At 33.7% G+C, this 25,142-nt stretch carries 25 protein-coding genes and 2 pseudogenes; 20 read left to right on the forward strand and 7 right to left on the reverse strand.

Going from position 1 to position 25,142, the window contains the following annotated elements:
• Positions 1-900 precede the first annotated feature (900 nt).
• Positions 901-2,079, reverse strand: a complete 1,179-nt coding sequence (locus JCM6256_RS07080; protein ID WP_025081044.1) for an IS256 family transposase — start codon at positions 2,077-2,079, stop codon at positions 901-903.
• A gap of 304 nt (positions 2,080-2,383) precedes the next feature.
• Between JCM6256_RS07080 and JCM6256_RS07085 the strand changes: the two genes are divergently transcribed.
• The gene (locus JCM6256_RS07085; RefSeq protein WP_025081045.1) at positions 2,384-2,623 is read left to right on the forward strand and encodes a hypothetical protein; all 240 of its coding nucleotides are present in this window, start codon (positions 2,384-2,386) and stop codon (positions 2,621-2,623) included.
• Between the two features lie 95 nt (positions 2,624-2,718).
• Here the strand turns inward: JCM6256_RS07085 and JCM6256_RS07090 are convergent, their stop codons facing one another.
• Positions 2,719-3,720 (reverse strand): zinc-dependent alcohol dehydrogenase family protein, encoded by a 1,002-nt coding sequence (locus tag JCM6256_RS07090; protein WP_025081046.1) that lies wholly within the window; start codon positions 3,718-3,720, stop codon positions 2,719-2,721.
• A 124-nt stretch (positions 3,721-3,844) separates the two neighbouring features.
• Positions 3,845-4,687: an AraC family transcriptional regulator gene (locus JCM6256_RS07095; RefSeq protein WP_025081047.1), complete on the reverse strand. Its 843-nt coding sequence runs from the start codon at positions 4,685-4,687 to the stop codon at positions 3,845-3,847.
• 259 nt (positions 4,688-4,946) lie between these two features.
• On the opposite strand from JCM6256_RS07095, the pseudogene JCM6256_RS10040 reads away from it, so the two are divergent.
• From JCM6256_RS10040 to JCM6256_RS07135, 8 genes and pseudogenes are all read left to right on the forward strand, one after another.
• Positions 4,947-6,203, forward strand: a pseudogene (locus JCM6256_RS10040) (extracellular solute-binding protein).
• Positions 6,204-6,214: 11 nt separating this feature from the next.
• Complete coding sequence (locus JCM6256_RS07105) at positions 6,215-7,090, forward strand: carbohydrate ABC transporter permease (protein WP_025081048.1); 876 nt, start codon at positions 6,215-6,217, stop codon at positions 7,088-7,090.
• A 14-nt stretch (positions 7,091-7,104) separates the two neighbouring features.
• Positions 7,105-7,938 carry a carbohydrate ABC transporter permease gene (locus JCM6256_RS07110; RefSeq protein WP_025081049.1) on the forward strand — a complete coding sequence of 278 codons (834 nt, stop codon included), beginning with the start codon at positions 7,105-7,107 and terminating at the stop codon, positions 7,936-7,938.
• Between the two features lie 27 nt (positions 7,939-7,965).
• The gene (locus JCM6256_RS07115) at positions 7,966-9,078 is read left to right on the forward strand and encodes an ABC transporter ATP-binding protein (RefSeq protein ID WP_025081050.1); all 1,113 of its coding nucleotides are present in this window, start codon (positions 7,966-7,968) and stop codon (positions 9,076-9,078) included.
• 10 nt (positions 9,079-9,088) lie between these two features.
• Positions 9,089-11,287: an alpha-galactosidase gene (locus JCM6256_RS07120; protein ID WP_025081051.1), complete on the forward strand. Its 2,199-nt coding sequence runs from the start codon at positions 9,089-9,091 to the stop codon at positions 11,285-11,287.
• A 12-nt stretch (positions 11,288-11,299) separates the two neighbouring features.
• Positions 11,300-12,742 (forward strand): sucrose phosphorylase, encoded by a 1,443-nt coding sequence (gene gtfA, locus JCM6256_RS07125; RefSeq protein ID WP_025081052.1) that lies wholly within the window; start codon positions 11,300-11,302, stop codon positions 12,740-12,742.
• Positions 12,743-12,883: 141 nt separating this feature from the next.
• Positions 12,884-13,513, forward strand: a complete 630-nt coding sequence (locus JCM6256_RS07130; RefSeq protein WP_025081053.1) for a phosphatase PAP2 family protein — start codon at positions 12,884-12,886, stop codon at positions 13,511-13,513.
• An 88-nt stretch (positions 13,514-13,601) separates the two neighbouring features.
• Positions 13,602-14,156: a metal-dependent hydrolase gene (locus tag JCM6256_RS07135; RefSeq protein ID WP_025081054.1), complete on the forward strand. Its 555-nt coding sequence runs from the start codon at positions 13,602-13,604 to the stop codon at positions 14,154-14,156.
• 16 nt (positions 14,157-14,172) lie between these two features.
• Here the strand turns inward: JCM6256_RS07135 and JCM6256_RS07140 are convergent, their stop codons facing one another.
• On the reverse strand, positions 14,173-14,997 hold the full coding sequence (locus tag JCM6256_RS07140) for a site-specific integrase (RefSeq protein WP_025081055.1): 825 nt from the start codon (positions 14,995-14,997) through the stop codon (positions 14,173-14,175).
• Between the two features lie 167 nt (positions 14,998-15,164).
• On the opposite strand from JCM6256_RS07140, the gene JCM6256_RS07145 reads away from it, so the two are divergent.
• The 7 genes and pseudogenes from JCM6256_RS07145 (at position 15,165) to JCM6256_RS10400 (ending at position 18,891) form a co-directional block, all read left to right on the forward strand.
• Positions 15,165-15,485: a thioredoxin family protein gene (locus JCM6256_RS07145; protein ID WP_025081056.1), complete on the forward strand. Its 321-nt coding sequence runs from the start codon at positions 15,165-15,167 to the stop codon at positions 15,483-15,485.
• Positions 15,475-15,624: a hypothetical protein gene (locus JCM6256_RS10705; RefSeq protein ID WP_169787500.1), complete on the forward strand. Its 150-nt coding sequence runs from the start codon at positions 15,475-15,477 to the stop codon at positions 15,622-15,624. The genes JCM6256_RS07145 and JCM6256_RS10705 overlap by 11 nt, the downstream gene beginning before the upstream one ends.
• A gap of 11 nt (positions 15,625-15,635) precedes the next feature.
• Entirely contained in the window at positions 15,636-16,289 is a 654-nt protein-coding gene (locus JCM6256_RS07155) for an ArsR/SmtB family transcription factor (protein ID WP_025081057.1), read from the forward strand.
• A 147-nt stretch (positions 16,290-16,436) separates the two neighbouring features.
• Entirely contained in the window at positions 16,437-17,387 is a 951-nt protein-coding gene (gene trxB, locus JCM6256_RS07160; RefSeq protein WP_025081058.1) for a thioredoxin-disulfide reductase, read from the forward strand.
• Between the two features lie 13 nt (positions 17,388-17,400).
• Positions 17,401-18,059 (forward strand): annotated as a pseudogene (locus JCM6256_RS10045) (DsbA family oxidoreductase).
• A gap of 11 nt (positions 18,060-18,070) precedes the next feature.
• Entirely contained in the window at positions 18,071-18,517 is a 447-nt protein-coding gene (locus JCM6256_RS07170; RefSeq protein WP_025081059.1) for an OsmC family protein, read from the forward strand.
• On the forward strand, positions 18,517-18,891 hold the full coding sequence (locus tag JCM6256_RS10400; RefSeq protein ID WP_025081060.1) for an OsmC family protein: 375 nt from the start codon (positions 18,517-18,519) through the stop codon (positions 18,889-18,891). Before JCM6256_RS07170 ends, JCM6256_RS10400 begins: the two co-directional genes overlap by 1 nt.
• A 158-nt stretch (positions 18,892-19,049) precedes the next feature.
• On the opposite strand, the gene JCM6256_RS07185 is transcribed toward JCM6256_RS10400, so the two are convergent.
• Complete coding sequence (locus JCM6256_RS07185; RefSeq protein ID WP_025081061.1) at positions 19,050-19,928, reverse strand: SPFH domain-containing protein; 879 nt, start codon at positions 19,926-19,928, stop codon at positions 19,050-19,052.
• Positions 19,929-20,230: 302 nt separating this feature from the next.
• On the opposite strand from JCM6256_RS07185, the gene JCM6256_RS07190 reads away from it, so the two are divergent.
• Positions 20,231-21,109 carry an alpha/beta hydrolase gene (locus tag JCM6256_RS07190; RefSeq protein WP_025081062.1) on the forward strand — a complete coding sequence of 293 codons (879 nt, stop codon included), beginning with the start codon at positions 20,231-20,233 and terminating at the stop codon, positions 21,107-21,109.
• A gap of 64 nt (positions 21,110-21,173) precedes the next feature.
• On the opposite strand, the gene JCM6256_RS07195 is transcribed toward JCM6256_RS07190, so the two are convergent.
• Positions 21,174-21,857: a potassium channel family protein gene (locus tag JCM6256_RS07195; RefSeq protein ID WP_025081063.1), complete on the reverse strand. Its 684-nt coding sequence runs from the start codon at positions 21,855-21,857 to the stop codon at positions 21,174-21,176.
• Positions 21,850-23,190 carry a TrkH family potassium uptake protein gene (locus JCM6256_RS07200; RefSeq protein ID WP_025081064.1) on the reverse strand — a complete coding sequence of 447 codons (1,341 nt, stop codon included), beginning with the start codon at positions 23,188-23,190 and terminating at the stop codon, positions 21,850-21,852. Before JCM6256_RS07200 ends, JCM6256_RS07195 begins: the two co-directional genes overlap by 8 nt.
• Before the next feature lie 235 nt (positions 23,191-23,425).
• Between JCM6256_RS07200 and JCM6256_RS10055 the strand changes: the two genes are divergently transcribed.
• The 3 genes from JCM6256_RS10055 (at position 23,426) to JCM6256_RS07215 (ending at position 24,718) form a co-directional block, all read left to right on the forward strand.
• Complete coding sequence (locus tag JCM6256_RS10055) at positions 23,426-23,758, forward strand: hypothetical protein (RefSeq protein WP_236694709.1); 333 nt, start codon at positions 23,426-23,428, stop codon at positions 23,756-23,758.
• Between the two features lie 88 nt (positions 23,759-23,846).
• The gene (locus tag JCM6256_RS10710; protein WP_169787501.1) at positions 23,847-24,005 is read left to right on the forward strand and encodes a hypothetical protein; all 159 of its coding nucleotides are present in this window, start codon (positions 23,847-23,849) and stop codon (positions 24,003-24,005) included.
• A gap of 62 nt (positions 24,006-24,067) precedes the next feature.
• The gene (locus JCM6256_RS07215; RefSeq protein ID WP_025081065.1) at positions 24,068-24,718 is read left to right on the forward strand and encodes a hypothetical protein; all 651 of its coding nucleotides are present in this window, start codon (positions 24,068-24,070) and stop codon (positions 24,716-24,718) included.
• Positions 24,719-25,142: the final 424 nt, after the last annotated feature.

Here is a 25,142-nt window from a genome sequence, read left to right on the forward strand (position 1 = left end):
TAAATAAATATAAAGTACACTATATTTATAATTTTTTGAAAGTGATTTTTAGGTCTATATAACAAAATAATTATGATTGATTTTTTATACATAAGCGGAATATTATGCCAGACTTAAGTAAAAGCAAAATTGTTTCACAACATATATATGATGATATAACTAAGAAAGGTTTTTGATTGGGGCATAGTTGGTATTTAATGTTTTCGAAAATTATGAGTTAATATGTATGATGAAAGATGTTCTACAATTAGGATCAAAGCTTAGACGTTGTAAACATTAAATGGTGTGTCTAAAATTTGGTTACATCCAATTTATAGAACTTAATTGGTTAGCGTGGCTAGTTTCTGATTTTGTGCTTTGCTGTATGTAAAATGGTGCTTGCTACATTATGTTCGTCGGGATAAGTAATTTCATTTAATGTTAGCTACAATGTGAGTTGAATATCGGTAGGTTGCTATATTATTTACTAGTGGCATATTTTTGTATTTATTTTTTACTTGCTGTGTTTTCTTATTTTTTGGTAAAAATTGAAGTATCGAGTTATTTAAAATATAAGATCTGAAATATATAAAGATAGAATCGTGTAGTCTGTAAAATGAAAGATTTTTTTTGTAAAGTTTGCAGGAATGATAATAAATTGCTTATCAGTAATATTTCTTTTATCGATTTTCCCTTGTCTCGTTTAGCCTAGAAAAAGATATATTGATTGGTTTTAAATATATTTATGTTTATTAATTGAATTATATTTCTAATTATAAATGTAATAATTATCTTATTTATAAATGCATAAATAATAATATTTATAATTATAAATATATTTACAAGCGATGAAGGATATCATAGAAGTACTTTTCGGACACTGTCAAATAGTTTGTGTAAATAGATTTTTTAATCTTTTATTTAATCAAAATAGGATTCTAAGGTATCCTGAACCTGACCAAAGCCTTTGTGGATTCGATTGAAATAGCGTTCGTTGTAGCTCATTGCCTGAATGCCAATAAAAGTATTAAGCGACTGTTCAGTTGGAAACTCTGCTTTAGGCTTAGCTTTACGCTTGATAACGCTGTTAAAGGATTCGATCATATTGGTAGAGTAAATTGAAGCCCTGATCTGCTTAGGATAGCTGTAAAAGACCAGCAGATCAGGTTCAATCTCTTTGAGATTTCTGATGACATGGTTGTACGCTCTGTTCCACTTGTCATAGAAGGCGTGCAAGACTTTGACCGCAGCTTCTTTATTTGGCTGTTGATGAATTTGCTTGAATTCATTCATGATCGTTTCGCGATCATCTACGCGTACTTTAGCGCAGATATTGCGCATGACATGAACTAGACAGCGTTGAAAATGAGCTTTCGGATAAGTCTGCTCCAGCACTGTCTTCATGCCCACAACGCCATCTGAAAGAAAGAGCTCAACCTGTTCTAGACCGCGAGACTTCATGTCTTGAAGCATTTCCGTCCAATTCTCGACGTTTTCGCTGGGAGCAATGCGGTAATCGATGACTTCCTTGTGGCCATTAGGCTTGATGCCAATGGCAATATAAACTGCTTCACGATCAAAGGTTATGCGACGCAAAGGAATGTAGGTAGCGTCCAAATAAACGCAGAAGAACTTGTCACTGAGTTTGCGCTGATGATAGGCCTCGACTTTTGGAATCATCTGCTTGGAGATGTTAGATACCTGAGCTGGGCTGTAATGACTGCCATACATCTTTTCAATCAAGTCGGCTATTTCTCTGGTGGTTACGCCTTTGGAATATAGCTTGATAATCATGCTTTCCAAGACATCGGAGTGCTGCTTGTAGTCAGGGAGCGTGTGCTGATGAAACATGCCGTTGCGATCCCTAGGCACCTGAATTTCAATCTCGCCAAATTGCGTATCAACCTTGCGAAAGTAAGCACCATTGCGTGAATTGCCTGTATTCCAGCCAGCTCTGGCATAAGGATCATAGCCTAAAAACGCAGTCAGTTCAGCCTCTAATAGGTCATTAACTGCTTGCTGGAGTTCTTTGCGCAATAAATCGTTTATTTTGTCTTGATTGAATAGAGCTTGTGCCATATTTTTGGTAAAATCATTCATGAAGGAGTTCTTCTTTCTGTATGTGTTTTTTTGTTCAAACCAATCATACGAGAAAGGAACTCCTTTTTCTAATGTTTTAAGAAATTAATTTAAGGAATTATTCATCCTTACACAAACTATTTTACGGTTTCACTTTTCGTGCTACGTTATTAACAATAAAGTTGTTACTATCATTCATAAGTAAATATAATTTTTTTACATTTGATAACTAATTAACGGTATTTTCATTAAACTATGTTATCTTTTTCACTTAATGTTATAATGACCGTGTTGGAAGTTTTTAGAAAAGAGATAAGAAATCAAAATGAATACTATTGCATTTAACCAACAATTATCAGATAAACTAAATGAAGAATTGAATCCTACATTGTTTTCAACACCAGGTAAGGGTGAAATCACTGTGGTAGCAAACGAAGAAAAAGATTTACGGGAATACCGCATTATTACTAAAGATAATAAGGTTGTAGATCTCATTGATGCATATGATTCAGAACATGATGCAGATTATCAAAAGTTGGTAGATTTTCTTAAGGACTACCGTTAAAAAGCTGAGTATAAACAAAAAGACTCAAGCGTTGTGATATAGTTCTACTTAATTAAGACTATATCGATGCTTGAGTCTTTTTATTTTTTTATAGGTTAATTAATTTTAACAATAGCCTTGGATACGTCTTTTAATTTCCCTGAGGTGAAATCTTCAACTTCTCCTAAACTGAGTTCATGAGAAATTAATGGTAATACGTCAACTTTTCCACTTTCAAGTAAACTGATTGCATCTTCAAAACAGTATGGATTAATGAAGGAACCTTGAATGGTTAATTGTTTTTGGTAAATTTCATAAGAATTGATAGAAAATTTCGATTTAGGGTTAGCCACACCAAACATCAAAACCTGTGCGCCACGTCTTGTGGCAGAAATTGCTTCTTCTTGAGTGATAGGATTTCCTACTGCTTCGACAACTACATCATAGTAATTATTAGCAATTTTTTCACCTTTGGCAGTATTAATAGTGTGAATACCAAATTTATTATGATTAAGTTTTAATTTTTCATCAGAAATTCCTGCTAGGTCCACCTGATGAACACCCGTTGTCATTAAAAGTTGAACGAAAAGTTCACCCATGAAGCCATCACCGATAACTAGTGCTTTTTGGTAAGGATGAAGCTTTAATAAATTGATTCCGTGCATAGCGCAAGAAAGAGGTTCTGCTACAGCGGCAGCTTTTAATGATAATTTATTTGAAATTGGATAAACTACTTTAGCTGGAGCTGAGAAATATTCTGCAAATCCACCGTCGCGAGTTACACCGACAGCGGAAAGATGTTCACAGAGTTCGGGACGAGAAGTGCGACAGTAGTAACATTGCCCACAATAAATATTAGGATCAACAGTTACATGGTCGCCAACTTTAACATTTGTAACTTTAGTACCAATTTTGACAACAATACCTGAGTTTTCGTGACCCAAAATAATAGGTGGATTGGCTTGGGCAGAACCTGGTAAGCCATTATACAGTTCACGATCAGTACCACAAATACCTGCGTATGCAGTTTTTACTAAAACTTCATCATCCTTGATTTGAGGTTCGGGTACTTCTTTTTCCTCTAATTTTTTAGTAGCAGTTAAGACTAATGCTTTCATGATTTTTCCTCCTGTAATCTACTTATAGAATAAATCAAATTTACCTAAATAGAAATTGATAATGTTGGAATGTGATTTTTCATTTATTATTTTCTTAATCAAAAAAGCGAAAGCTAAATTATACTTAGTCTTCGCTTTTTTTGTTCATTTGTCTATAGATTTTAGGACTAAAACCGGTATATCTTTTAAAGGCTTTAGAAAAAGTAAATTCATCTATGTATCCAACTAAATTGGAAATTTGCTGAACCGAACTTGATGTATTTTTCAGTCGATTTTTGGCTTCTTCCATTCTAATTTGAATTAAAAATTTTTGTGGTGAGGTATTCAACTCGTGTTTAAAAATATTATATAGGTAGCTTCTAGAAATATCTAACTTGTGACAAAGGGAAGTAATTGAACAGTTGTGATCATCAAAATTATCGTGTAGATATTTTATTGCCATTTTTAGTTGAACCGAACTTTCAACGCGAATTTTTCTAAGCTTTGCTGGATATTCAGTATCTAAATAATAAAAAGTTTGATAAATTAGCGATTCGATTAATATGTCATTAGTTAGTGAGTTAGGGTTATGAAGAGCTTCGTAGAGTTTTTGCAAACTGGCATAAAATTTTGAATTTTGAACTTGGTGTAAATAATGTTGAGATGACAAGATTGAGCCTGATAACATCGTACTAATTTTTAATCCAGATAAACCGATCCAGAAATAAGACCATGGCTCCTCACTGTCTGCTTGGTAAAAGCAAGGTACTCCCTTGGGCAAAATGAAAATATCACCAGCTTTTAGTTGTGTAACAGAATGATTCGCAGATGTAAAAGTACCCTTACCTTTAATAATGTAGTGAATAACATAGTTTTGTCTAACATTATTTCCTGTAAAGGAGTAATTGGGAAGACAACTTTCTTTTCCAAAAAATAAAACGCGACTTTCTAGATTAGTATCGTTTAATGTCTTATATTCGCCTTTCATATGAAGCCTCATGTAAAAAATAGCATATTATATATGTCACCATGAATTCTATCATCGAAATAATTCTTTATCAAATAGAGCTTCTATAATATAGCATGTCAAAATGTATATAAGACAAAATGACATGAAAGTTAACAGATTTGCTATGGTTACATTAACGCAATTAAGTAATAATTAATTATGTAATGATAGCGCTTAACCATTTGAATCCAGAGGGGACATATAAGCGTGTGTTTATCTGATTGAGGAGTGAGTTTATATGAAGAAATGGCTGAAAACAGTAGCTTTAGCTAGCTTAGCTATTATGGCAACTGTAGGTCTTACGGCTTGTGGACAAAAGCAAGATAGCAGTTCTGGTAAAAAAGTTACTATTGAATATTTCAACCAAAAAAAGGAAATGTCAGGAACTTTAAAAGAAATTATTAAAGACTTTGAAAAGAAAAATCCTAACATTCATGTAAAAGAAGTAGATGTTCCTGATGCCGGAACAGTTTTAAAAACAAGAATTTTGTCAGGAGATGTTCCTGATGTAATTAATATCTACCCACAGAATATTGACTTTCAAGAGTGGGCAAAGGCTGGATATTTTGAAGATATGACACATGAGCCATACATCAAAAATATTAAGAATCATTATGCTGATTCGTTTAAGGTAAATGGCAAGATTTATAATGCACCACTTAGCGCTAACGTTTATGGCTTTTTCTATAATGCAACCGAATTTGAAAAATTGGGTATTAAGCCTCCTAAGACTTGGGATGAGTTTAAGCAAGCTGTAAAAAAGATTAAAGCTAGCGGCAAAGCACCATTTGCAATCGCAGGTACTGAACCTTGGACCCTGAACGGTTATCACCAATTATCTCTTGCAACAGTAACTGGCAGTGCTAAGCAAGCAAATAAGCTTCTTAGATATTCAGCACCAAATGGAATTAAAGTAAATAATCCATATATTCAAAAAGATTTCACGCGTTTGAATTTACTTCGTGAAAATTCTCAAAGTAACTGGCGTGGAGCAAGTTATAACGATGCAGTAATTTCATTTGCGAGTGGTAAAAGTTTGATTATGCCTAATGGTTCATGGGCATTACCAATGATTAATCAGCAAAAACCAAAATTTAAAGTTAGAACTTTTGCTTTCCCAGCAGCTAAGGCTGGACATGAAATGACAGTTGGTTCTGGTGACCTTGCTTTGTAAATTTCATCTAAGAGTAAGCATAAGAAAGCAGCAGAAAAATTTGTTGCTTATATGACAACTCCAGCAGCAATGCAAAAGTATTACAACGTTGATGGAAGTCCTGTAGCTGTAAAGGGTGTAAAGCAAAAAGGCTTTGATTCACAATTAGGTGGATTATCAACATTGGCATTTACTGATCACGATATGGTATGGCTTGCACAAGATTGGACAAGTGAAAATGATTTCTTCAATTTAACAGCAAGTTACTTAATGACAGGTAATAAGCAACAAATGGTTAATGATATGAATACGTTCTTTAACCCAATGAAAGCTTCTAACTAGGGGGTACAAATATGAAATCCAAAGGTTTTATTGAAAAACATTGGGGCTGGCTATTTTTAATTGTCCCATTAATTTTGCAAGCTATATTCTTCTATTTTCCATTGGTTCAAGGTGCTTTCTATAGTTTTACAAACTGGACGGGTTTGACTTATAACTACAAATTTGTAGGTTTTAATAACTATAAATTGCTCATGATGGATCAAAACTTCATGAAGTCGATTGGCTTTACTGCAATTTTAACCATTTCATTAATTGTAGGTGAAATTGTAATTGGTATTTTAGTTGCGAGAGCCTTAAATTCAAAAATTAAAGGTCAAACTTTCTTTAGAGCTTGGTTCTTCTTCCCAGCTGTTTTATCAGGTTTGACTGTTGCCTTGATTTTTAAGCAAGTTTTCAACTATGGTTTGCCAGCAATTGGTAATGCTCTTCACATTGAATGGCTTCAAACCAGCTTGCTTGGTACTAATGCCGGGGCAATTATTGCTACAATCTTCGTTCTCTTATGGCAAGGCGTGGCAATGCCAATCATTATTTTCTTAGCAGGTCTTCAAAGTATTCCTGATGAAATTAAGGAAGCCGCTGAAGTAGATGGCGCTAATAGTCGTCAAATTTTCTGGAAGATTGAACTTCCATATATGTTGCCAAGTATTTCAATGGTCTTCATTTTGGCTCTTAAATCAGGTTTAACTGCTTTCGATCAAATCTTTGCAATGACAGCAGGTGGACCAAACAATTCAACTACTTCATTAGGATTGCTTGTTTACAACTACGCATTTAAGAACAATTCATTTGGTTATGCTAACGCAATCGCAATTGTCTTGTTCATCTTAATTGCTATCGTTTCGTTTGTACAAATTAAGATTTCTAATAAATACGCCGTTGATTAAAGGGGAGTATAAAGATGGAAAAAGAAAATAAATCAAAGAAGTTTTGGGACTATGCTTTATTAATTGTCGGCGGCATTTTAATTTTGATCCCGCTACTTTATACATTTTTAAGTTCATTTAAGACGACCAAACAAATTATGGAACATTTCTTTGCTTGGCCAAATCCTTGGACAACTGCTAACTTTCAAAGATTGTTTGCTGATGGAGTAATGGGCTACTTCTGGAATTCAATTGTTATTACTGTTTTATCAATTGCTTTAGTAATGATTTTTGTTCCAATGGCTGCTTATTCTATTGCTCGTAATATGTCGAAGCAAACGGCTTATAACTGGATGTATATTTTGCTTATCATCGGAATCTTCGTTCCATTCCAAGTTATCATGATTCCTATTACCGTTATGATGAGTAAATTAGGTTTGGCAAATATGTGGGGCTTAATTATTTTGTACTTAACATATGCTGTTCCACAAACATTGTTCCTATATGTAAGTTACATTAAACAAAGTGTTCCAGAAAGTTTGGATGAAGCTGCAGAAATTGATGGTGCAAATAAGATTACTGCTTACTTTAAGATTATTTTCCCATTATTAAAACCTATGCATGCTACAACTTTAATTATTAATGCAATGTGGTTCTGGAATGACTTCATGCTTCCATTGTTGATTTTAAACAGAGATTCAAAAATGTGGACATTGCCTTTGTTCCAATACAACTACACAGGTCAATACTTCAACGATTATGGTCCAAGTTTTGCATCATATGTAGTAGGTATTATTACAATTACGATTGTTTACTTAATTTTCCAAAAGAACATTATTGCTGGTATGAGTAATGGTGCTGTTAAATAGTTAATTCTAAAACGAGAGGTAAGAAGAATGGTTAAAGTAGATTTAGATCACGTTTACAAGCAATACAAAGGTAATGATAAATATTCAGTTACAGATTTTAATTTGCACATTAAAGATCAAGAATTTATCGTTTTCGTCGGTCCATCAGGTTGTGGTAAGTCAACCACATTAAGAATGATTGCTGGACTTGAAGACATCTCAAAAGGCACTTTAAAAATTGGTGGAAAAGTTATGAACGATGTTGCCCCAAAAAACCGTGATATCGCCATGGTATTCCAGAACTACGCCTTATATCCTCATATGACCGTTTATGATAATATGGCGTTTGGTTTAAAACTTCGTAAATACAGCAAGGATGATATTGATAAGAGAGTACAACGTGCTGCGAAGATCTTAGGTTTGACTGAATACTTGAAGCGTAAGCCTGCTGCCCTTTCTGGTGGTCAACGTCAGCGTGTTGCCTTAGGTCGTGCGATCGTTCGGGATGCACCAATCTTCTTGATGGACGAACCTCTTTCAAACTTGGATGCTAAGCTTCGTGTTTCAATGCGTGCAGAAATCGCTAAGTTGCACCAACAATTAAAGACAACTACCATTTACGTAACTCACGATCAAACTGAAGCCATGACTTTAGCTGATAGAATTGTCATTATTAAAGACGGTATTCAACAACAAGTTGGTTCACCAATGGAAGTTTATAATAACCCTGCTAATGTCTTTGTGGCTGGATTCATTGGTTCACCAGCTATGAACTTCTTCCACGTAATTTTGAAGGATGGCAAGATTGTTGATAAGGAAAATCATGATTTCGAAATTCCTGTTCCTGAAGGTAAGCTCAAAGTATTAAAAGATAAGGGCTATGAGGGCAAAGAATTGATTTTCGGAATTCGTCCAGAAGATGTTCACACTGAACAAGTATTCCTTGAAGCCTTTCCAGATCAAGTTGTAACTGCAACTGTAACCGTTTCAGAACTTTTAGGTGCCGAAACACAACTTTACTGCAAGGTGGGTGACACTGAATTGGTATCCAAGGTTGATGCTCGTGACTTCACTAAGCCAGGCACCAAGGTAAAGATGGGTTTTGAAATGAACAAGGCTCACTTCTTCGATCCAGAAACCGAAAAAGCTGTTGAAAATTAAGGATTAAATTATGGAAAATAGATTAATTACTTTTGATGAGCGTAACAAAGTATTTCATTTACATAATAAACAAGTCTCTTACCTTATTTCAGTTGAAAATGGTGGAACCCTTAGTCACTTATATTTTGGTAAACGTGTTAAGGAATATCACAATCAACTACGTTATCCAAGATTAGATCGTGGTTTTTCAGGTAATCTTCCGGGATCATTAGATAGAACTTTTTCACGTGATTCTTTGCCAAAAGAATATAGCAGTGCCGGTGAAATGGATTATCATACTCCAGCAACTGTTGTTCGTCATTCTGATGGTTCAAATGCTTTATTTTTAACTTATAAGACTTACAAAATTGAAGATGGGAAACCTGATTTAAAAGGGTTGCCACATTCATGGGTGAAAGATAAAACTGAAGCTCAAACTTTAATTATTACTTTGGAAGATAAATGCAGCGAATTTGAATACGATCTTATTTACACGATTTATCGTGATCGTCCCGTAATTGTCCGTTCAGTTAAAGTTCGTAATAATGGCAAAGATTCGGCCTATATCGAAAAAGCAGCCTCCATGCAAATGGATTTTGGTAATAAAGACTTTGAAAGTATTACTTTGCCAGGCGCACATGCTAATGAACGTCACATGCAAAGAGAAAAAATTGGCCAAGGGATTCATGTTTACTCAAGTCATCGTGGTACTTCAAGTCATCAAATGAACATTCTTAGCTTGGTTGATCCAGATACAAATGAATTTAATGGGGATGCATATGGTTTTGCTTTAGTATATTCAGGCAATCATAAGTTTGAAGTTGAACGCGATCAATTTGATCAAATTCATTTAAATATTGGTATCAATGATTTTAATTTTAAATGGAAATTGAAGTCAGGAGATAGCTTTCAAACACCAGAAGTATTAATGGTTTACTCCGATCATGGTTTGAATCAAATGAGTCAAGCTTTTCATAGCTTAATTCATGATCGGATCATGCGTAGTAAATTCAAGAATCAAGTCCGTCCAATTTTAGTTAATAATTGGGAAGCCACATATTTTGACTTTGATGAAGATAAACTTAGACCCATTGTTGATAAAGCAAAAAAGCTTGGCATTGAAATGTTTGTTTTAGACGATGGATGGTTCGGTCATCGTGATGATGATAATAGTTCATTAGGTGATTGGAAAGTCTTCAAAAAGAAGTTTCCTAATGGTTTAGGGCACTTTGCTGATTATGTTCATAATCAAGGCTTAAAATTTGGCCTTTGGTTTGAACCAGAAATGATTTCATATGATTCTGATTTATACAAAGAACATCCGGATTATTTAATGCAAGTTCCAGGCAGAAAACCAAGTCCATCACGCAACCAATATATTTTAGATTTGGGTCGTGAAGAAGTTCGTGACAATATCTTTAAACAAATGATTAAAATTCTTGATGATGGAAAAATTGATTACATTAAATGGGATATGAACCGTCATTTGTCGGATATTTATGAAGCAGATTTACCGGCTGATCAACAAGGTGAGGTATATCATCGCTATGTTTTAGGTTTTTATGATTTGCTTAATCGTTTAGTAACTAGATATCCAAATATCTTATTTGAAGGATGTTCAGGTGGTGGCGGACGATTTGATGCCGGCGCCGCATATTACACGCCGCAAATTTGGGCAAGCGATAATTCAGATGCGATTGCTCGTTTAACAATTCAATATGGCACAAGTCTTGTTTACCCACAATCAATGCTTACTTCTCATGTTTCAGTTAGTCCTAATGAACAAAATGGTCGGATTACGCCATTTGATACGCGAGGCGCGGTTGCAATGTGGGGCGATCTTGGTTACGAACTTGATTTAACAAAGATGAGTGACGAAGATAGTAAAAAGGTTGCTGAGCAAGTTGCGGAATATAAAAAGATTCGCAAGGTCACACAGTTTGGCAAATTTTATCGCTTGAAGTCACCAATGAATAGCAATCAATGTGCATGGATGACGGTTTCCCAAGATCAGAATGAAGCTGTTGTAACTGTGGTTAAAATTATGGCCTATGCTCAACCATATTTAACGAAAACCAAATTAGTCGGACTCGATCCAAATAAACAGTATCAAAATATAGATACTAAAGAAATTTTTGGTGGCGATGAGTTAATGAATTTGGGCTTTTATGATTCAGTTGAGCATGGCGATTTTAAGGCTAAAATGTATCATTTTAAGGCAATAGATTAACGGAGGCAAAGTATGCCAATAACGAATAAAGTAATGCTGATTACCTATCCTGATAGCTTAGGTAAAAATATCAAAGAATTACAGGATGTTCTTCATACCGATTTAAAAGGCGCAGTTGGCGGAATTCACTTATTGCCATTTTTCCCATCAACGGGAGATCGTGGCTTTGCACCGACTGATTACACTAAAGTAGATTCAAAATTCGGTGATTGGTCAGATGTGGAAAAATTGGGTGAAGAATATTATCTGATGTTTGACTTTATGATCAATCATATTTCTCGCCAGTCTAAGTTTTATAAAGATTTTCAAGCTAAAAAGGATCAAAGTAAATATGCCGACCTGTTTTTAAGTTGGGATAAATTCTGGCCTAAGGGTCGTCCAACTAAGGAAGATGTAGATTTAATTTACAAGCGTAAGGATCGTGCTCCTTATCAAGAAATTACTTTTGCGGATGGCTCAAAAGAGAAGCTTTGGAATACTTTTGGCCCTGAACAAATTGATCTTGATGTTCGTCATCAAGTGACTACAGATTTTATTAAAAATACTTTACGTTCATTGATTGATCATGGTGCAGATATTATTCGTTTGGATGCCTTTGCTTATGCGGTTAAAAAGCTTGATAGCAACGACTTCTTTGTCGAACCGGAAATTTGGGACTTGCTTAAGCAAGTGCAAGATGATATTTCTGACAAAGGCGCAATGATTCTTCCGGAAATTCATGAGCATTACTCAATGCCGTTTAAGATTTCCAAGCATGGCTACTTTATTTATGACTTTGCCTTGCCAATGGTTACTTTATATTCGCTTTATAGTGGTAAAACAGACCGTTTGGCAAACTGGCTAAAAATGTGCCCCATGAAACAATTTACGACTTTAGATACTCATGACGGCATTGGCGTAGTCGATGCACGCGATATCCTCACTCCAGATCAAATCGACTATACCAGCAAGGAATTATATAAGGTCGGCGCCAATGTCAAAAAGAAATATTCAAGTGCTGAATATCACAACCTCGATATTTATCAAATCAATACTACTTTCTACTCAGCACTTGGCGATGATGACAAAAAGTACTTCATGGCCAGACTTTTACAGGTCTTTGCACCGGGAATTCCGCAAGTTTACTATGTTGGTATGCTTGCTGGTAAAAATGATATTAAGCTTCTGGAAGAAACCAAAGAAGGTCGCAATATTAATCGCCACTATTATAGCCGTGAAGAGGTTGCCCAAGAAATCAAGCGTCCAGTTGTTGCTTCACTTTTGAAATTGTTTACTTTTAGAAACACAGAAAAGGCCTTTGACTTAGAAGGTAAGATCGAAGTATTAACTCCAAGCGAAAATGAAATTGAAATCATTCGTGAAAACAAGGATGGCAGCAGGGTAGCTAAACTTCATGCTAACTTAAAAGAATTGTCCTATGAAGTTACCGTGAATGGACAAGAAATAACATTTTAATAATATATTTTCTTACTTCCCCCTCTAGAAAATATTAAGGTCAGGCTTAATGCTTGGCCTTTTTCTTTAGATTCAATCTTTTCACAGCAATTTTTAGATGATAAAATGAAAAACGTCAATTAGAAGGAATCGAGAAGGTAAATGAAAAGATTTAAAAACTCCATTTATGTTGGATTACCAATCTTTTTGATTCTTGCTGTTTCAATCATGCTCCACGCTGCGTGGATTAATGGTTTTGATAGCTTTTTCCAAGGATTGGTAAAAAGTATCTCTGGTCTTCAGGGATTAATGCTTAAGATTACGCTTTTAGCTGCTCCAAAGGTTGATTTGGTTTGGATGTTGCTGATAGCTGTTATTCTTTGGCTGAAAAAAATGCGCCCTCTGGCTACAAGCATTGTCATTACATTAGTAAGTGCTGATGCAGTTGGCTGGATAATTAAGCATATTGTTCAAAGAGCACGTCCAGTGCAACATTTGGCAATTGATGATGGCTTCAGCTTTCCAAGTGGCCATACTTTAGGAATGGGAATTATTGTTATTTGGATTATAATGATTCTTTTGCCTAAGGTAATGGAAAATAGAACGTATCGCATTTGGATTGACGTAGTACTTATCATTTGGCTTGTGATTGTTATGTGCTCACGTGTTTATGTATATGCACATTATCCATCAGATGTTTGTGCATCTGTGGCCTTTGCCCTTATGTGGGTTGGTATCGTTGAACTTATTTTGCATAAGTTCGTTAAAAAATTATGGAATATTGACATGTAAAAAATACCGAAGCTTTTGAAAGTAGAAGCTTCGGTATTTTTGTATGCTACAATAGTAAAGTAAATTTTGTAATATGGAGGTGAAAGAAGTGCTGACTCGTTCGCATCGTTTACTTAGCGTGGCTGTTGTAGAATTAGGGCTAATTGCAACGGATAATTTTTTAATTAATCCTGCTTCAAATATTGTTTTATTGCTTGCAACAGCTGTTGGTGCTTCTTTGCCTGATATTGATGAATATAATAGTACGGTAAGTCGAAAATCATTGATTAATTTTAGTCTATTCTTGCGTCACCGTGGTATTACACATTCACTTTTAGGATGGCTAATTTTTGCTGGCGGATTATATTTTTTAATGAATTATTTTATGCCAATAAAAATCCCCCCACATATGGTTCCGAATTATTGGGGAAGTTTATGGCTGGGATTGGTTATTGGTTATTTTCTACACTTAGTAGAGGACAGCTTTAGCAATCAAGGTGTAAATTGGTTGCAACCGTTTTTTGTAAGAAAAAAGCATGGTAAGTTTTTACATTATAAAGTAAACGGTCCTTTTGAGCATATAGTGACATTTATTGCAACGTCAGGAATAATTTTTATGACAGTTTACTGGATTTGGATATTGTTCAAATTGCCAAAGATATAAGAAGCGATTAGATTTTCTAATCGTTTTTTTCGTTTAATTGAAATTCAGTTAATGTATTGTATCTTGCCATATTTTGGCGATAGTAAAGAAGCGATTTTGCATTAACTTTTAATTTCCGTTGCAATTGTTCGTCAGTTAAATTTTTATTATTTAAAATTGAATAAACATAACTTAAACGTAAATTCTGCAAGGTGATATCCATACCGATTAAATCACGATCGGGCTTTGCTTCCTGAGCTAAATGGAAGTCAGAAGCATAAAAGCCCCCTTTTTTCTTGCTTAAAATATAAGGATTATCGCCATTAGTAAAATCACAGTTCAACTTTAAATAACGTCGTAATTCGTAGCTAGTTATTTGTGAAAAAACATCATCATAACGTAAGCGTAAAACTTCTTCGGGCAAATAACCTAGCGAAATTCCCAGCATCATTTTTACCGTTACAGGATGAATATCAGGAATCTGCGCAATTTGTGGTAATTTATCCATCCAATTGATGACATAAATATGCTTACGATTAAATTTTCGGCCATTGATTTCAAGCATTGGATAATTGTCTATTAAATGATGACTATATAAAAAAGTGAAATATAATCGAATATGACTTAGATATTTATTAATAGTGTTTTTCTTTAAATTTAGTTTAGTTTCCAGACTATTTAGAAAGTTTTGAATATCGCTAGCTTGAATATTATTTAATTTAGCTTCACTCTCATTGTTACTGGTTTTATAATAATTCCAAAATGTAAGAATTGACCGAGTAACAATGAGCATAGTGCCATCTGTGTAATGTTTTTCTGTTTTACAATATTCAAAAAATTCGTGTTCATAAGGATATTTCATTTTCGTCGCCTCGATTTTGGACTTTTGTTACTAGCTCTATTATATGAAATTAAACTTGGTATATACAAATATAATAATTGAAAAATTATTTGACTTATTAAAAGTAAGATAGTATATTTTAACTAATCTACGAATTCGTTGAACATTATTTGGATTTGGAGATTAATATGAAAGTAATTAAAAAAGAAGAAAAAACAACGTTAGATAATGCTATCTTGTATTTTAATGACGCAGGATGTTCGCTGTGTTATACAGAGAATCAAGCTGTTGAAAGATTAGATTCAGAATTTGGAAATATTATTCCAATTTACAAGGTTGATGCAAATGAGAATTTTGATTTAGCTAAAAAGTATCAAGTTTATTCTGCACCTAGCGTTGTTTTAATAAAAAATGGTAATAAAGTTGATCAATTTAGTAAGCATTTAGATTTTGATCAAATGAAAATTGTATTTAACTATTATTTTGGAGGTTTAAAAAATGACAGATAAAAAGAAACACGAAAATAAGAAAAGTGAATTTCACGTAATTAATGCAGATAGTAGTCTTAGTGCTGGAATTTGTGGTCCAGATGGTTGTGTTCTTGATTGGGATAAGGTAAGTTCTAATAAAGAAGATAAAAAAGAATAGGGTGAATTTTAATGAATTCAGCTGAACAATATCGAGATGATGCCTTTGAACAAATTGTAAAAATTGGCAAATCATTAGGCAATATTTCACGCTTAAAGATTTTAGATAATTTGGTTCAAAGCAGAAAATCGGTTGAAGAATTGGCGAGTGCCGTTGGATTAAGTGTGGGAACGACGTCCAAAAATTTGCAGCTGCTTAAAAAGGTAGGCCTTGTTAAAGAAGAAAAAGAGAAAAATTTTGTTTTCTATAAATTAGCTTCTCAAAAAGTAGCGAAGGTAATTTCTTTATTAATTGACATTAGCGAAGAAAATATTCCTGAATTGCAAGAGTTAGAGCATAAATTAAAGACGAAAAATTCTAATATTCGTAGTATTACAGTCCCGGATTTGAAGAAACAATTGTATACAAAAGATCCATATTTATTAGATTTACGCCCGAGTGAAGAATATCAGATGGGCCATTTACCTGGAGCACATAATATTCCGTATAATCAAATAGAAAAACGGATGGATGAAATTCCACGTGATCGTGAAGTTATTGTCTATTGCCGAGGACGCTTATGTGGTTATTCAGATATAATTGGCGGAAAATTGTCTTTAGCAGGTTATCGTGTGAAGGCCTTTAATAACACTGTTTGGGAATGGAATCATTCTTTAGAAAAATAATTTACGAAGATTCAGTTGAAAAAACTGAATCTTTTTTTAAAAACTATTGACTTACAAAAAGTAAGCTATATAATAAAAGAGTATTCAACGAAAACGTAGAATTATTAATAACGAGAATTAACTTATATTTATTTGGAAGTGAAATTTATGAAAAAATACGATGTAGCAATTATTGGTGCCGGCCCAGGCGGAATGACAGCTGGTCTTTATGCCGCAAGAGCAAACTTAAAAGTGGCCATGATCGATCGTGGCGTTTATGGCGGACAGATGAATAATACTGCCGAAGTTGAAAATTATCCGGGCTTCCCATCAATTATGGGTCCTGAACTTGGTGAAAAAATGTATCAAAGTGCCACAAAGCAAGGCGTAGAATTCATTTATGGCGATGTTCAAGGAATTGAAATTAATGGTAAAAAACGAATCGTTAAGCTTGAGAACGATGATGACAGTATTGAAGCTAAGGCAGTAATTATTGGTACAGGATCATCTAATCGAAAACTTGGTATTCCTGGAGAACAAGAATATAGCGGAAAAGGTGTTTCTTACTGCGCAGTCTGCGATGGAGCTTTCTTCAAAGATGAAAATGTAGTCGTAGTTGGTGGTGGCGATTCAGCCGTCTCCGAAGGTTTATATTTAGCAAATGTTACTGACAATGTAAATGTTGTTCATCGCCGTGATCAATTGAGAGCTGAAAAGATATTGCAAAATCGTGCCTTCAAGAATCCAAAAATGGATTTCACTTGGGATAGTGAAGTAACCGAAATCGTTGGTGATGAAAATAAAATGACTGGCGTGAAGGTGCATAATAAGAAAACTGGCGAAGATAAAATTGTTAACGCAGCTGGAGCATTTATTTATATCGGTAATGTACCTAATAGTCAACCATTTCAAGATTTAGGAATTACTGACAAGAATGGCTGGATCATTACTAACGATCAAATGGAAACAAAGATTTCTGGAATTTATGCAATTGGTGATGTTCGTCAAAAACAATTGCGTCAAATTATCACAGCTGTAGGTGATGGCGGCATCGCTGGTCAAAATGCTTATGAATATATTGAAAGTTTAAATGACAAAAACGAAGAAGTTACTGCTTAAGGAGAATCGAAATATGGAAATTAAATATTGGTCGGATATTGCTTGCCCATTTTGTTATATTGGTTCAACGAGAATGAAAAAGGCTATGAAAGAAGTTGGTATTTATAATGATACCAAGCTTGAATTAAAATCTTTTCAATTGAATCCGATGGAAGCTAAAACTGCAAAAAGTGGTGAATATATTAATCACTTTACAGGCGGGCGCAAGGAATTAGAAGGTCAAGCAAGAAGCAAATGGATTATATTACTGAAATGGCTGCTGGCGAAGGCCTGGAATTTCATTTAGATAAAGTTGTTCCAACTAATACTATGGATGCCCATCGTTTAATTAAGTTTGCGGAAAGTAAAAATGATCGTGATTTAACTGAAAAACTTATTGCGCGTCTTTACAAAGTTTACTTTACAGATGGTGAATCTATTGCGGATAAAGATGTTTTAACTAAAGCTGCAACTGAAGTGGGACTTGATGAAGATGAAGTTAAGCATCTTTTGAATTCAAGCAAATACCAAAAAGAAGTTGTTGCCGATGAAATTGAAGCACAACAAAGTGGCATTCAAGGTGCGCCATTCTTTGTAATTAACAATAAGTATGGAATTAGTGGTGCGCAACCTTACGAAGTTTTTGTTAAGGCTTTAAAGCAGGTCAAAAAAGAGGAAGAAGCAGCTAAGTAGGAGATAAAACTATGATGGATGATCAGGTAATTACTACAAAGACTAATGTTGGATTGCAAGTTGATGCAAATATTAGAGGTATTCATCATATTGTGATTGATGAACCGGAATTTAATGGTGGAACAGATACTGGAATTACGCCTGTTGAATTAGAATTAACAGCATTGGGTGCGTCTTTACAAGAAGAAACTGAAAAATTTGCGGAAGAAAATAATTTTGCTTATCGAAAGTTAACCGTAAATTTAGAGGGTGACATTGACTTGGAGGGGATGCATGGTAATCCTGATATTCCTAATGGTTTTCAAGAAATTAGAATTAAATTTATTTTTGATACAGATAATTCTCAAGATAAAATAGATGATTTGGTCAAAAATATAATTCGAAATTCTCGAATTTATCATTTAATTAGTGAAAAAATTCCAGTTGTAAATGCAATCGTTAGAAAGGAGTCTAAATAATGGCAATTTCGACTTTTGGGGCAAGTGTAACGAGTACAGAACATTCACATGAATATTTAGCTCAAGCACGTGATTTTAAGATTAATTTTGTTAGTCAAAATGGTGATTTAAATAAAGGAATCACGCCAATAGAAGGATTATTGGCAGCATTAGGCTCCTGCGAAACGATTGTTACTTCCAGCGTATATGATAAAAATAATTTTGCTTATAACGATTTTTATTTACAGCTAAATTTGAAAGATAGTATTTTTCATGCAGATTTTTATTTAGGTGATCATGCAGATATGTTTGCCGATGTTAAAAGGAGTATTAAAGAAACTAGCCCTGTATATGACAATATTGTTAGAGCAATACCTATCAAAGTGAGTAAGTAAAATGAAAACTAAGCGAGGTGGTTGGGTTCCAAGAATAGAAAAAATTGTTGGTACTATTTTAAAGTTTACTTTAGATGTAATTTAATAAATTTTTCGAATGAATGTAAAAAAGGATCAGTTTAATCGAACTGATCCTTTTGCTATATATTATATGTGATTTATTCATCATTTGAACTATCAGCTTGATCCCAAACTTTTTTAGCTGCAGGAATCTTTCCTAAATCGGTCATATCATCTTTATCAACAACGACTAAGTTGTTTTGACCATCTGCCAAATGATTGAAACTGTCCAAGCTTTGGTTTCTAAAGTAGCCATCACCGGCCTTTGATAATGATGCTTGCAACTTATCAATACGGTAAGCATCGGCATCAGCTTGAGTTTTAACAGCTTCCGCGTTGGCCTTTGCTGTAGCAACTAAAGCGTCATTCTTAGCCTTAGTTGTTAATTCGATATTGCGGGCTTCACCTTCAGCTTTGGCAATTGCTGCAGTTTTTTCACGATCGGCAGTTAATTGTTTGTCCATGGCCTTTTGAATTTCAGGACTTGGCAAAAGTTCATCGACGTTAACACGAACAACGCGGATTCCATAGATATCGGTTAAATCACCGATTGCGTCAGAAAGTTGAGCGTTAATTTGACTAGTTGATCCTAAGGCTTCGTTTAATTCCATACGACCGATAATATCACGCAAGTGACCACGGATTAATTGCACCATTGATTCAACTGAGTCGGTGTTGTTGTAGAAATATTTGTAAGAATCTGTGACTAAGTAGTTGAGAGTCAAGCTTGTTGTGATTTCTGCGTTATCTTTAGTAATAATTCGATATTTTGAAATTTCTAAAGGTTGTAAGGCTAAACTAACTTTTCTAATTCGTTGAAAAATTGGCCAAATAAAGACAAAGCCAGCCTTTACAGTTTTGGAATACTTGCCTAACGTTTCGATCAATCCTTCGTAGTTTTGAGGAACGATGCGAAAACCGGTTATAAAATAGATGACAATTAATAAAATTAAAATAGTTAGAAATACATGTATCATAAGTCTCTACCTCTTTTTTAAAGTTTATTTTTTTCTACGTAAATGTCAGTATGATTAAAATAAAAAATCATTTTTTAGAAAAAATGCGTAAAAAGTACGTAAAAGCTAACTTATAATTCAAATTATTAATTTCGTTATTTTTTCAGTTAAAAATACATATCCCATAGTTTTTCAAACTTCCTCTGATATGTTTGCAGATATTATGGCACAAGATTTTGAAAAAAGGTATACATATTTTTACTTTTTCGTAAAATATTTTGTAAGTCGTATTATTGTTAATTCAAATTAGGTAAAGTAAAAATATGAAAAAGATAAATCAATTTAAAATCTTATTACTTATGGCATCAATTATGTCATTTTTAACAGCATGCAATGTGAGTTCAACTGGCAAAGATACAGCTAAAAAAGCGAAAACAGCTCAAATAGTTAAGAAACCAAAATTTAAAGACACGCCTACACTTTATTTTCATGGCTTAATGGGGAGTTATAAAAACGAAGAACCATTAGTAAATGCCGCAAAAAGGGCTCAAAAATCTAATAGCATAATTCGTGCGAACGTTGATGATCATGGCAAAGTAAAGCTAAAAGGCACAATAAAAAAGAATGCGAAAAATCCTATTGTTGAGGTGAACTTTAAAGATAATGTTCAACCTAACTTTTCTAGAAATGGAACTTATGCTAGCAATGTCGTGAAGGCTTTGCAAAAGAAATATTATATTAATAAAGTAAATATGGTTGGCTACTCGCTTGGCAATATGGCGATTATGTATTACATGATTCAAAATGGCAATAAAAAGAAAATGCCTAAATTAGTTAAGCAGGTAAGTATCGCTGGGCATTATGATGGGGCATATTTCAAGGAATTACCGCCCGGTTTTCGTCAGCCGAAAGGTCTGAAATTAGATAAGAATGGTAAACCAAATAAGATGAACCAAACTTATAAAGAAATGCTTGCAGCGCGGCCAATTTATCAAAAAAATAAGGTTAAAATTTTAAATATTTACGGGGATGTTGGCAATAATAGCGATGGAGTAGTAGAGATTCCATCGGCTTTATCTCTTAAATATTTAACACCTAATAGTGACTATCATTTAGCTAAATTTACGGGTGTGAAGGCAGATCATGGTGGGTTGCCAAATAATCCTAAAGTTATTCAAAAGATAATTGAATTTTTGTGGTAAAAGAAAAAGAACCAAATCAAAATGATTCGGTTCATAAAGCTAAAGTTTCATATATGATTTATAATTATTTTTCTTCTTGCAAAATTTCATTAATTTTTTGAACGGCTTCATTTGACCCGATTAAAGTAATCTGATCATGCGGATTAATGACATCGGCAGCAAGAGGTACCTGATTTAATTTTCCATTATGAATGATGCCGATAATGTTAACGTCATAGTTTTTACGAAAGTCCAATTCACCTAATGATTTGTTGAAAAAATGGGGATTTTTAACGCTAACTTCAACTAAAGACACATGTTTAGAAAGTTTGAAATAATTAACAATATTGGGATGAAGTTTACGGAAAATTAATTGTCGAGCCATATCTTGTTCAGGTTCAACGACATGATCGGCTCCGATCTTTTCTAGAACTAAACGATGATTATGGTTATTAGCTCGGGTAGTAACATCGGGCGCACCAATTTTTTTAGCTAACATAGTGGTAATAATGCTACCTTCAACGTTTTCACCTAGAGTGACGAAGACGTGATCGAAAGAGCCAATATCAAGGTCGCGTAATTCATCTTCATCAGTGGCATCGGCAATGACGGCATGTGTAACTAAGTGAGCGACATCATTAATAACCTCTTCATTTGAATCAACTACTAAAACATCCTGATTAGCTTGTAAAAGTGCCATTGTGAGTGCCATGCCAAATTTTCCTAAGCCAAGAACTGCAAAACTCTGTTGTTGATGTAAATTAGCCAATGATAATTTCCTCCTCTGGATAGCGATAACTTTGTTTAGTAGGATGAGATTTAAAAATAGAATACATAAATGTGTAAATGCCAACTCGTCCAATAAACATTAAGGCAATAATGATCATTTTTCCGAATAAATTGAGATGTGGAGTAAGACCGAGGGTCAAACCAACAGTTCCAAATGCAGAAACTGCTTCAAAAACTGCTTCAATAATACCATTATGAGTTGAGAGTGGTTGCGTCATAGTTAGCAATAGTGTAGCAAAAATAATTAATAAAATTGCAGAACAAAATAGGGTTAGGGCCCGATTAATATTATCACGAGTAAAGCGACGATGAGAAAATGAAGCTTCTTTTCCAGTAAAAGTTGCTATGCTCTGCAAAAATAAAATTCCGATTGTTGATGTTTTGACACCACCTGCAGTAGATCCGGGAGTCCCACCAATGAACATTAAGATAATAGTAATTACAACGCCGGCTGCAGTAAGCTTAGTATAAGGAATTGAAACGAAGCCAGCGGTTCGTGGTGTTACTGCTAAAAATAATGTATTAAAAAAGCGCTGAATTTCATTTAGACTACCACTAAATTGTTTAAGATTTTGTTCACTAACTAAGAAACCAACTATTGATAATATTAAAATAATTATGCCAACTGTTAGTGCAAAACGAGTATGTAAGGAAAGTTTATGATGAATATGATATGTTAATAAATCACGCCATACTAAGAACCCAAATGAGCCAGCTCCAATTAAGAACATAATAACCGTTAAAAAGTAGGGATTATTATTAAATTGTTCAAGAGATGGACCAAATAAATCAAACCCTGCGTTACAGTAAGCTGTTACTGAGTGGAATATACTGTACCAAATACCTTTTCCTATTCCTAAACGGGGTTTTAAAGCAATAAAAAGCAATATTGCTCCTATCAGTTGAATAACCAAAGAAAGCCTGATAATTAATCGTACTATTCGAAGCTGAGAAGGACGATTAAGGTTTAGCGCTTCTCCTGTTAGCATTCTTGCCCCTAAACTCATTCGTTGATGAGCAAAATTACTGAGCATAACTGCAAAAGTCATAAAACCTAAGCCGCCTATTTCGACGAGAATCATGATAATTAATTGACCGAAAAATGACCAATGTGTTGCCGTGGTAACTGTACTTAATCCAGTAACACAAACTGCTGAAGTAGCAGTAAAAAGTGCATCGGAATAATTAGTTGTTTGTCCCATTTTATCTGCAAAAGGCAGTGATAATAAAATGCTTCCAATAATTATCAAAATTAAAAAGCCAATAGTTAAAGCGAGCGAGAATGTGATACGTCGATGAAAAAGATGTATCAAATTTTTTCCTTCTTTCTTATTTAGAATACTTTAATTATAATCCTTAATAAACTCTTCTAAAATGGGAAAAATATCTTGTGATAAGTTAGGAAAATCATTTTATTACCAGTTTTCTACTTTAATGAATCTAGGGGTTACACTAATAATTTTGCCGTTGATTTCTTTAAAAAGAAAAAGAACTAAATCAAAATGATCAATGTCATTAAGTTAAGACATTGATGAAGAACTTCTGCGTTTGATTGCTAGTTTGAAGGAAGAAAATAGTAAGCTTAAGTTAAAGAATGAAGAATTGTCTGATAGATTAATTCAAATGAATTCGAAGAAGGATGAAGAAATTCGAAGACTTAATTCAAAGATTAAGAAATATGCTGATGACTTTAAAGATCTTAATGATAAGCAATTACAGTTAAACAATCAGCAACAACAATTGCAGGTGAGGATACTTGAGCAAACAAAACAGCTCAAAGATACTCAACAAAGGTTGTTAACTAGTGCTGAGAAGAGCTCTGAGTTGCAAAATAAAGTTGATAATGCCATCACTTTGGCAAAAGATTACGAGGAAATTTGACTAAAAATAATAAAAATATTAATCTAGTGTTGATTTTTATTAAAAATGAATTATAATAATTTTAATAAAAATTTCAGAAGGCAATCTTATGAAAAAGGTGTTTTTATCTTTAGTCGTGTTGGCATTTGTTGGTGCAGGTCTTTTTGCTGGGACTCAGACAAAGGTTTCTGCTGCAACTTATAGAGTAAATCGTTTCATTCATACACTTCCTGGTGGTGATTGTGGTCAACATAATGTGCAAAATTAATAATAGAAATGGACATAATTTTAATTTAATTATGTCCATTTCTATATAAGGAGGTGAACTGGGTGAATAAAACTAAAAAATTTATTCGATCAAGACGAATTTCTGCCATTCTTCCTTGGATAGGAATGTTGGGTATGTTGTATTTGGTCTTTTCGCTAATTATGCATGGATTATTAGCATTTATAATTAATTTGGGATTTATAGCAAATTTTTATTACATAATTGATGAGTATAATTGGTTGATTGAAAGAATATCATTTGATTCTCAAAGGCTGATAGCAAATAAAAGAAAGGGTATTAATCGTTTAGTTATGATAGTAAGTATAGTGATAGCTGTACTTAATACAATTATTTTAATATTGTTAAAGAGACAAGATTTTATTAGTTTTTGTGTTGGGCTCTGCTTTATTAGTGAAATTTACTTCGTAAGTCGTTTAATTGAAAACTTTCAAGTAATATTACATATTGCATTTGATAGTTGGAAGAAATTTTATATTTTGGTTGTAATAGGTACTGCAGTTTCATCCAGTGTATATCTACTTTTATTGTGTTTTAGTATAATAGCTTATTTTATATATTTTGCAATTATTGGCATCATGTACGTGATAACATATTATATTTTAATAGAAATTCATGATAGGGTCGAAAATGATCTAGGTGGGCATAAATACTTTATAGATTTACCTGACAATCGATTTGGAAAAAGGTTTTAGTTCGTGAGATTTACAATTTTACGAACTAAAAAAGATATTAATCATAATAGCAATTTTAACGTTAGGTTCTACTTTTACATGCGCTACTACTGTATCTGCTTCTAACGGGTTAACTCAAGCGCAAACTAAAAAGTTAGGATATATGGGAAACGCAAAAACTACCAAAAAAATTATAGTTCATACGTATTATGCAGGAAGAAAGACTAGAACACTCAAAAAGGGTGCCCATATTCATGTTAGTGGTGGTGTAGGTAAATGGAATTGGATCGTTACTTATAAGGGAAAGCGGTATTTTTATCAACACTCTAATAAAAATATGAAGTCTATAACCATGATAAATTGGTTTAAAGAAATCTAAATAAAGAGAAAAAATATAAGATTAATTATCAATGCCTTAACTTAATGACATTGATCAAAATGGCCG

Origin of the sequence: Lactobacillus hamsteri DSM 5661 = JCM 6256 (genome assembly GCF_000615445.1) — a bacterium.
Taxonomy (GTDB): Bacteria; Bacillota; Bacilli; order Lactobacillales; family Lactobacillaceae; genus Lactobacillus; species Lactobacillus hamsteri.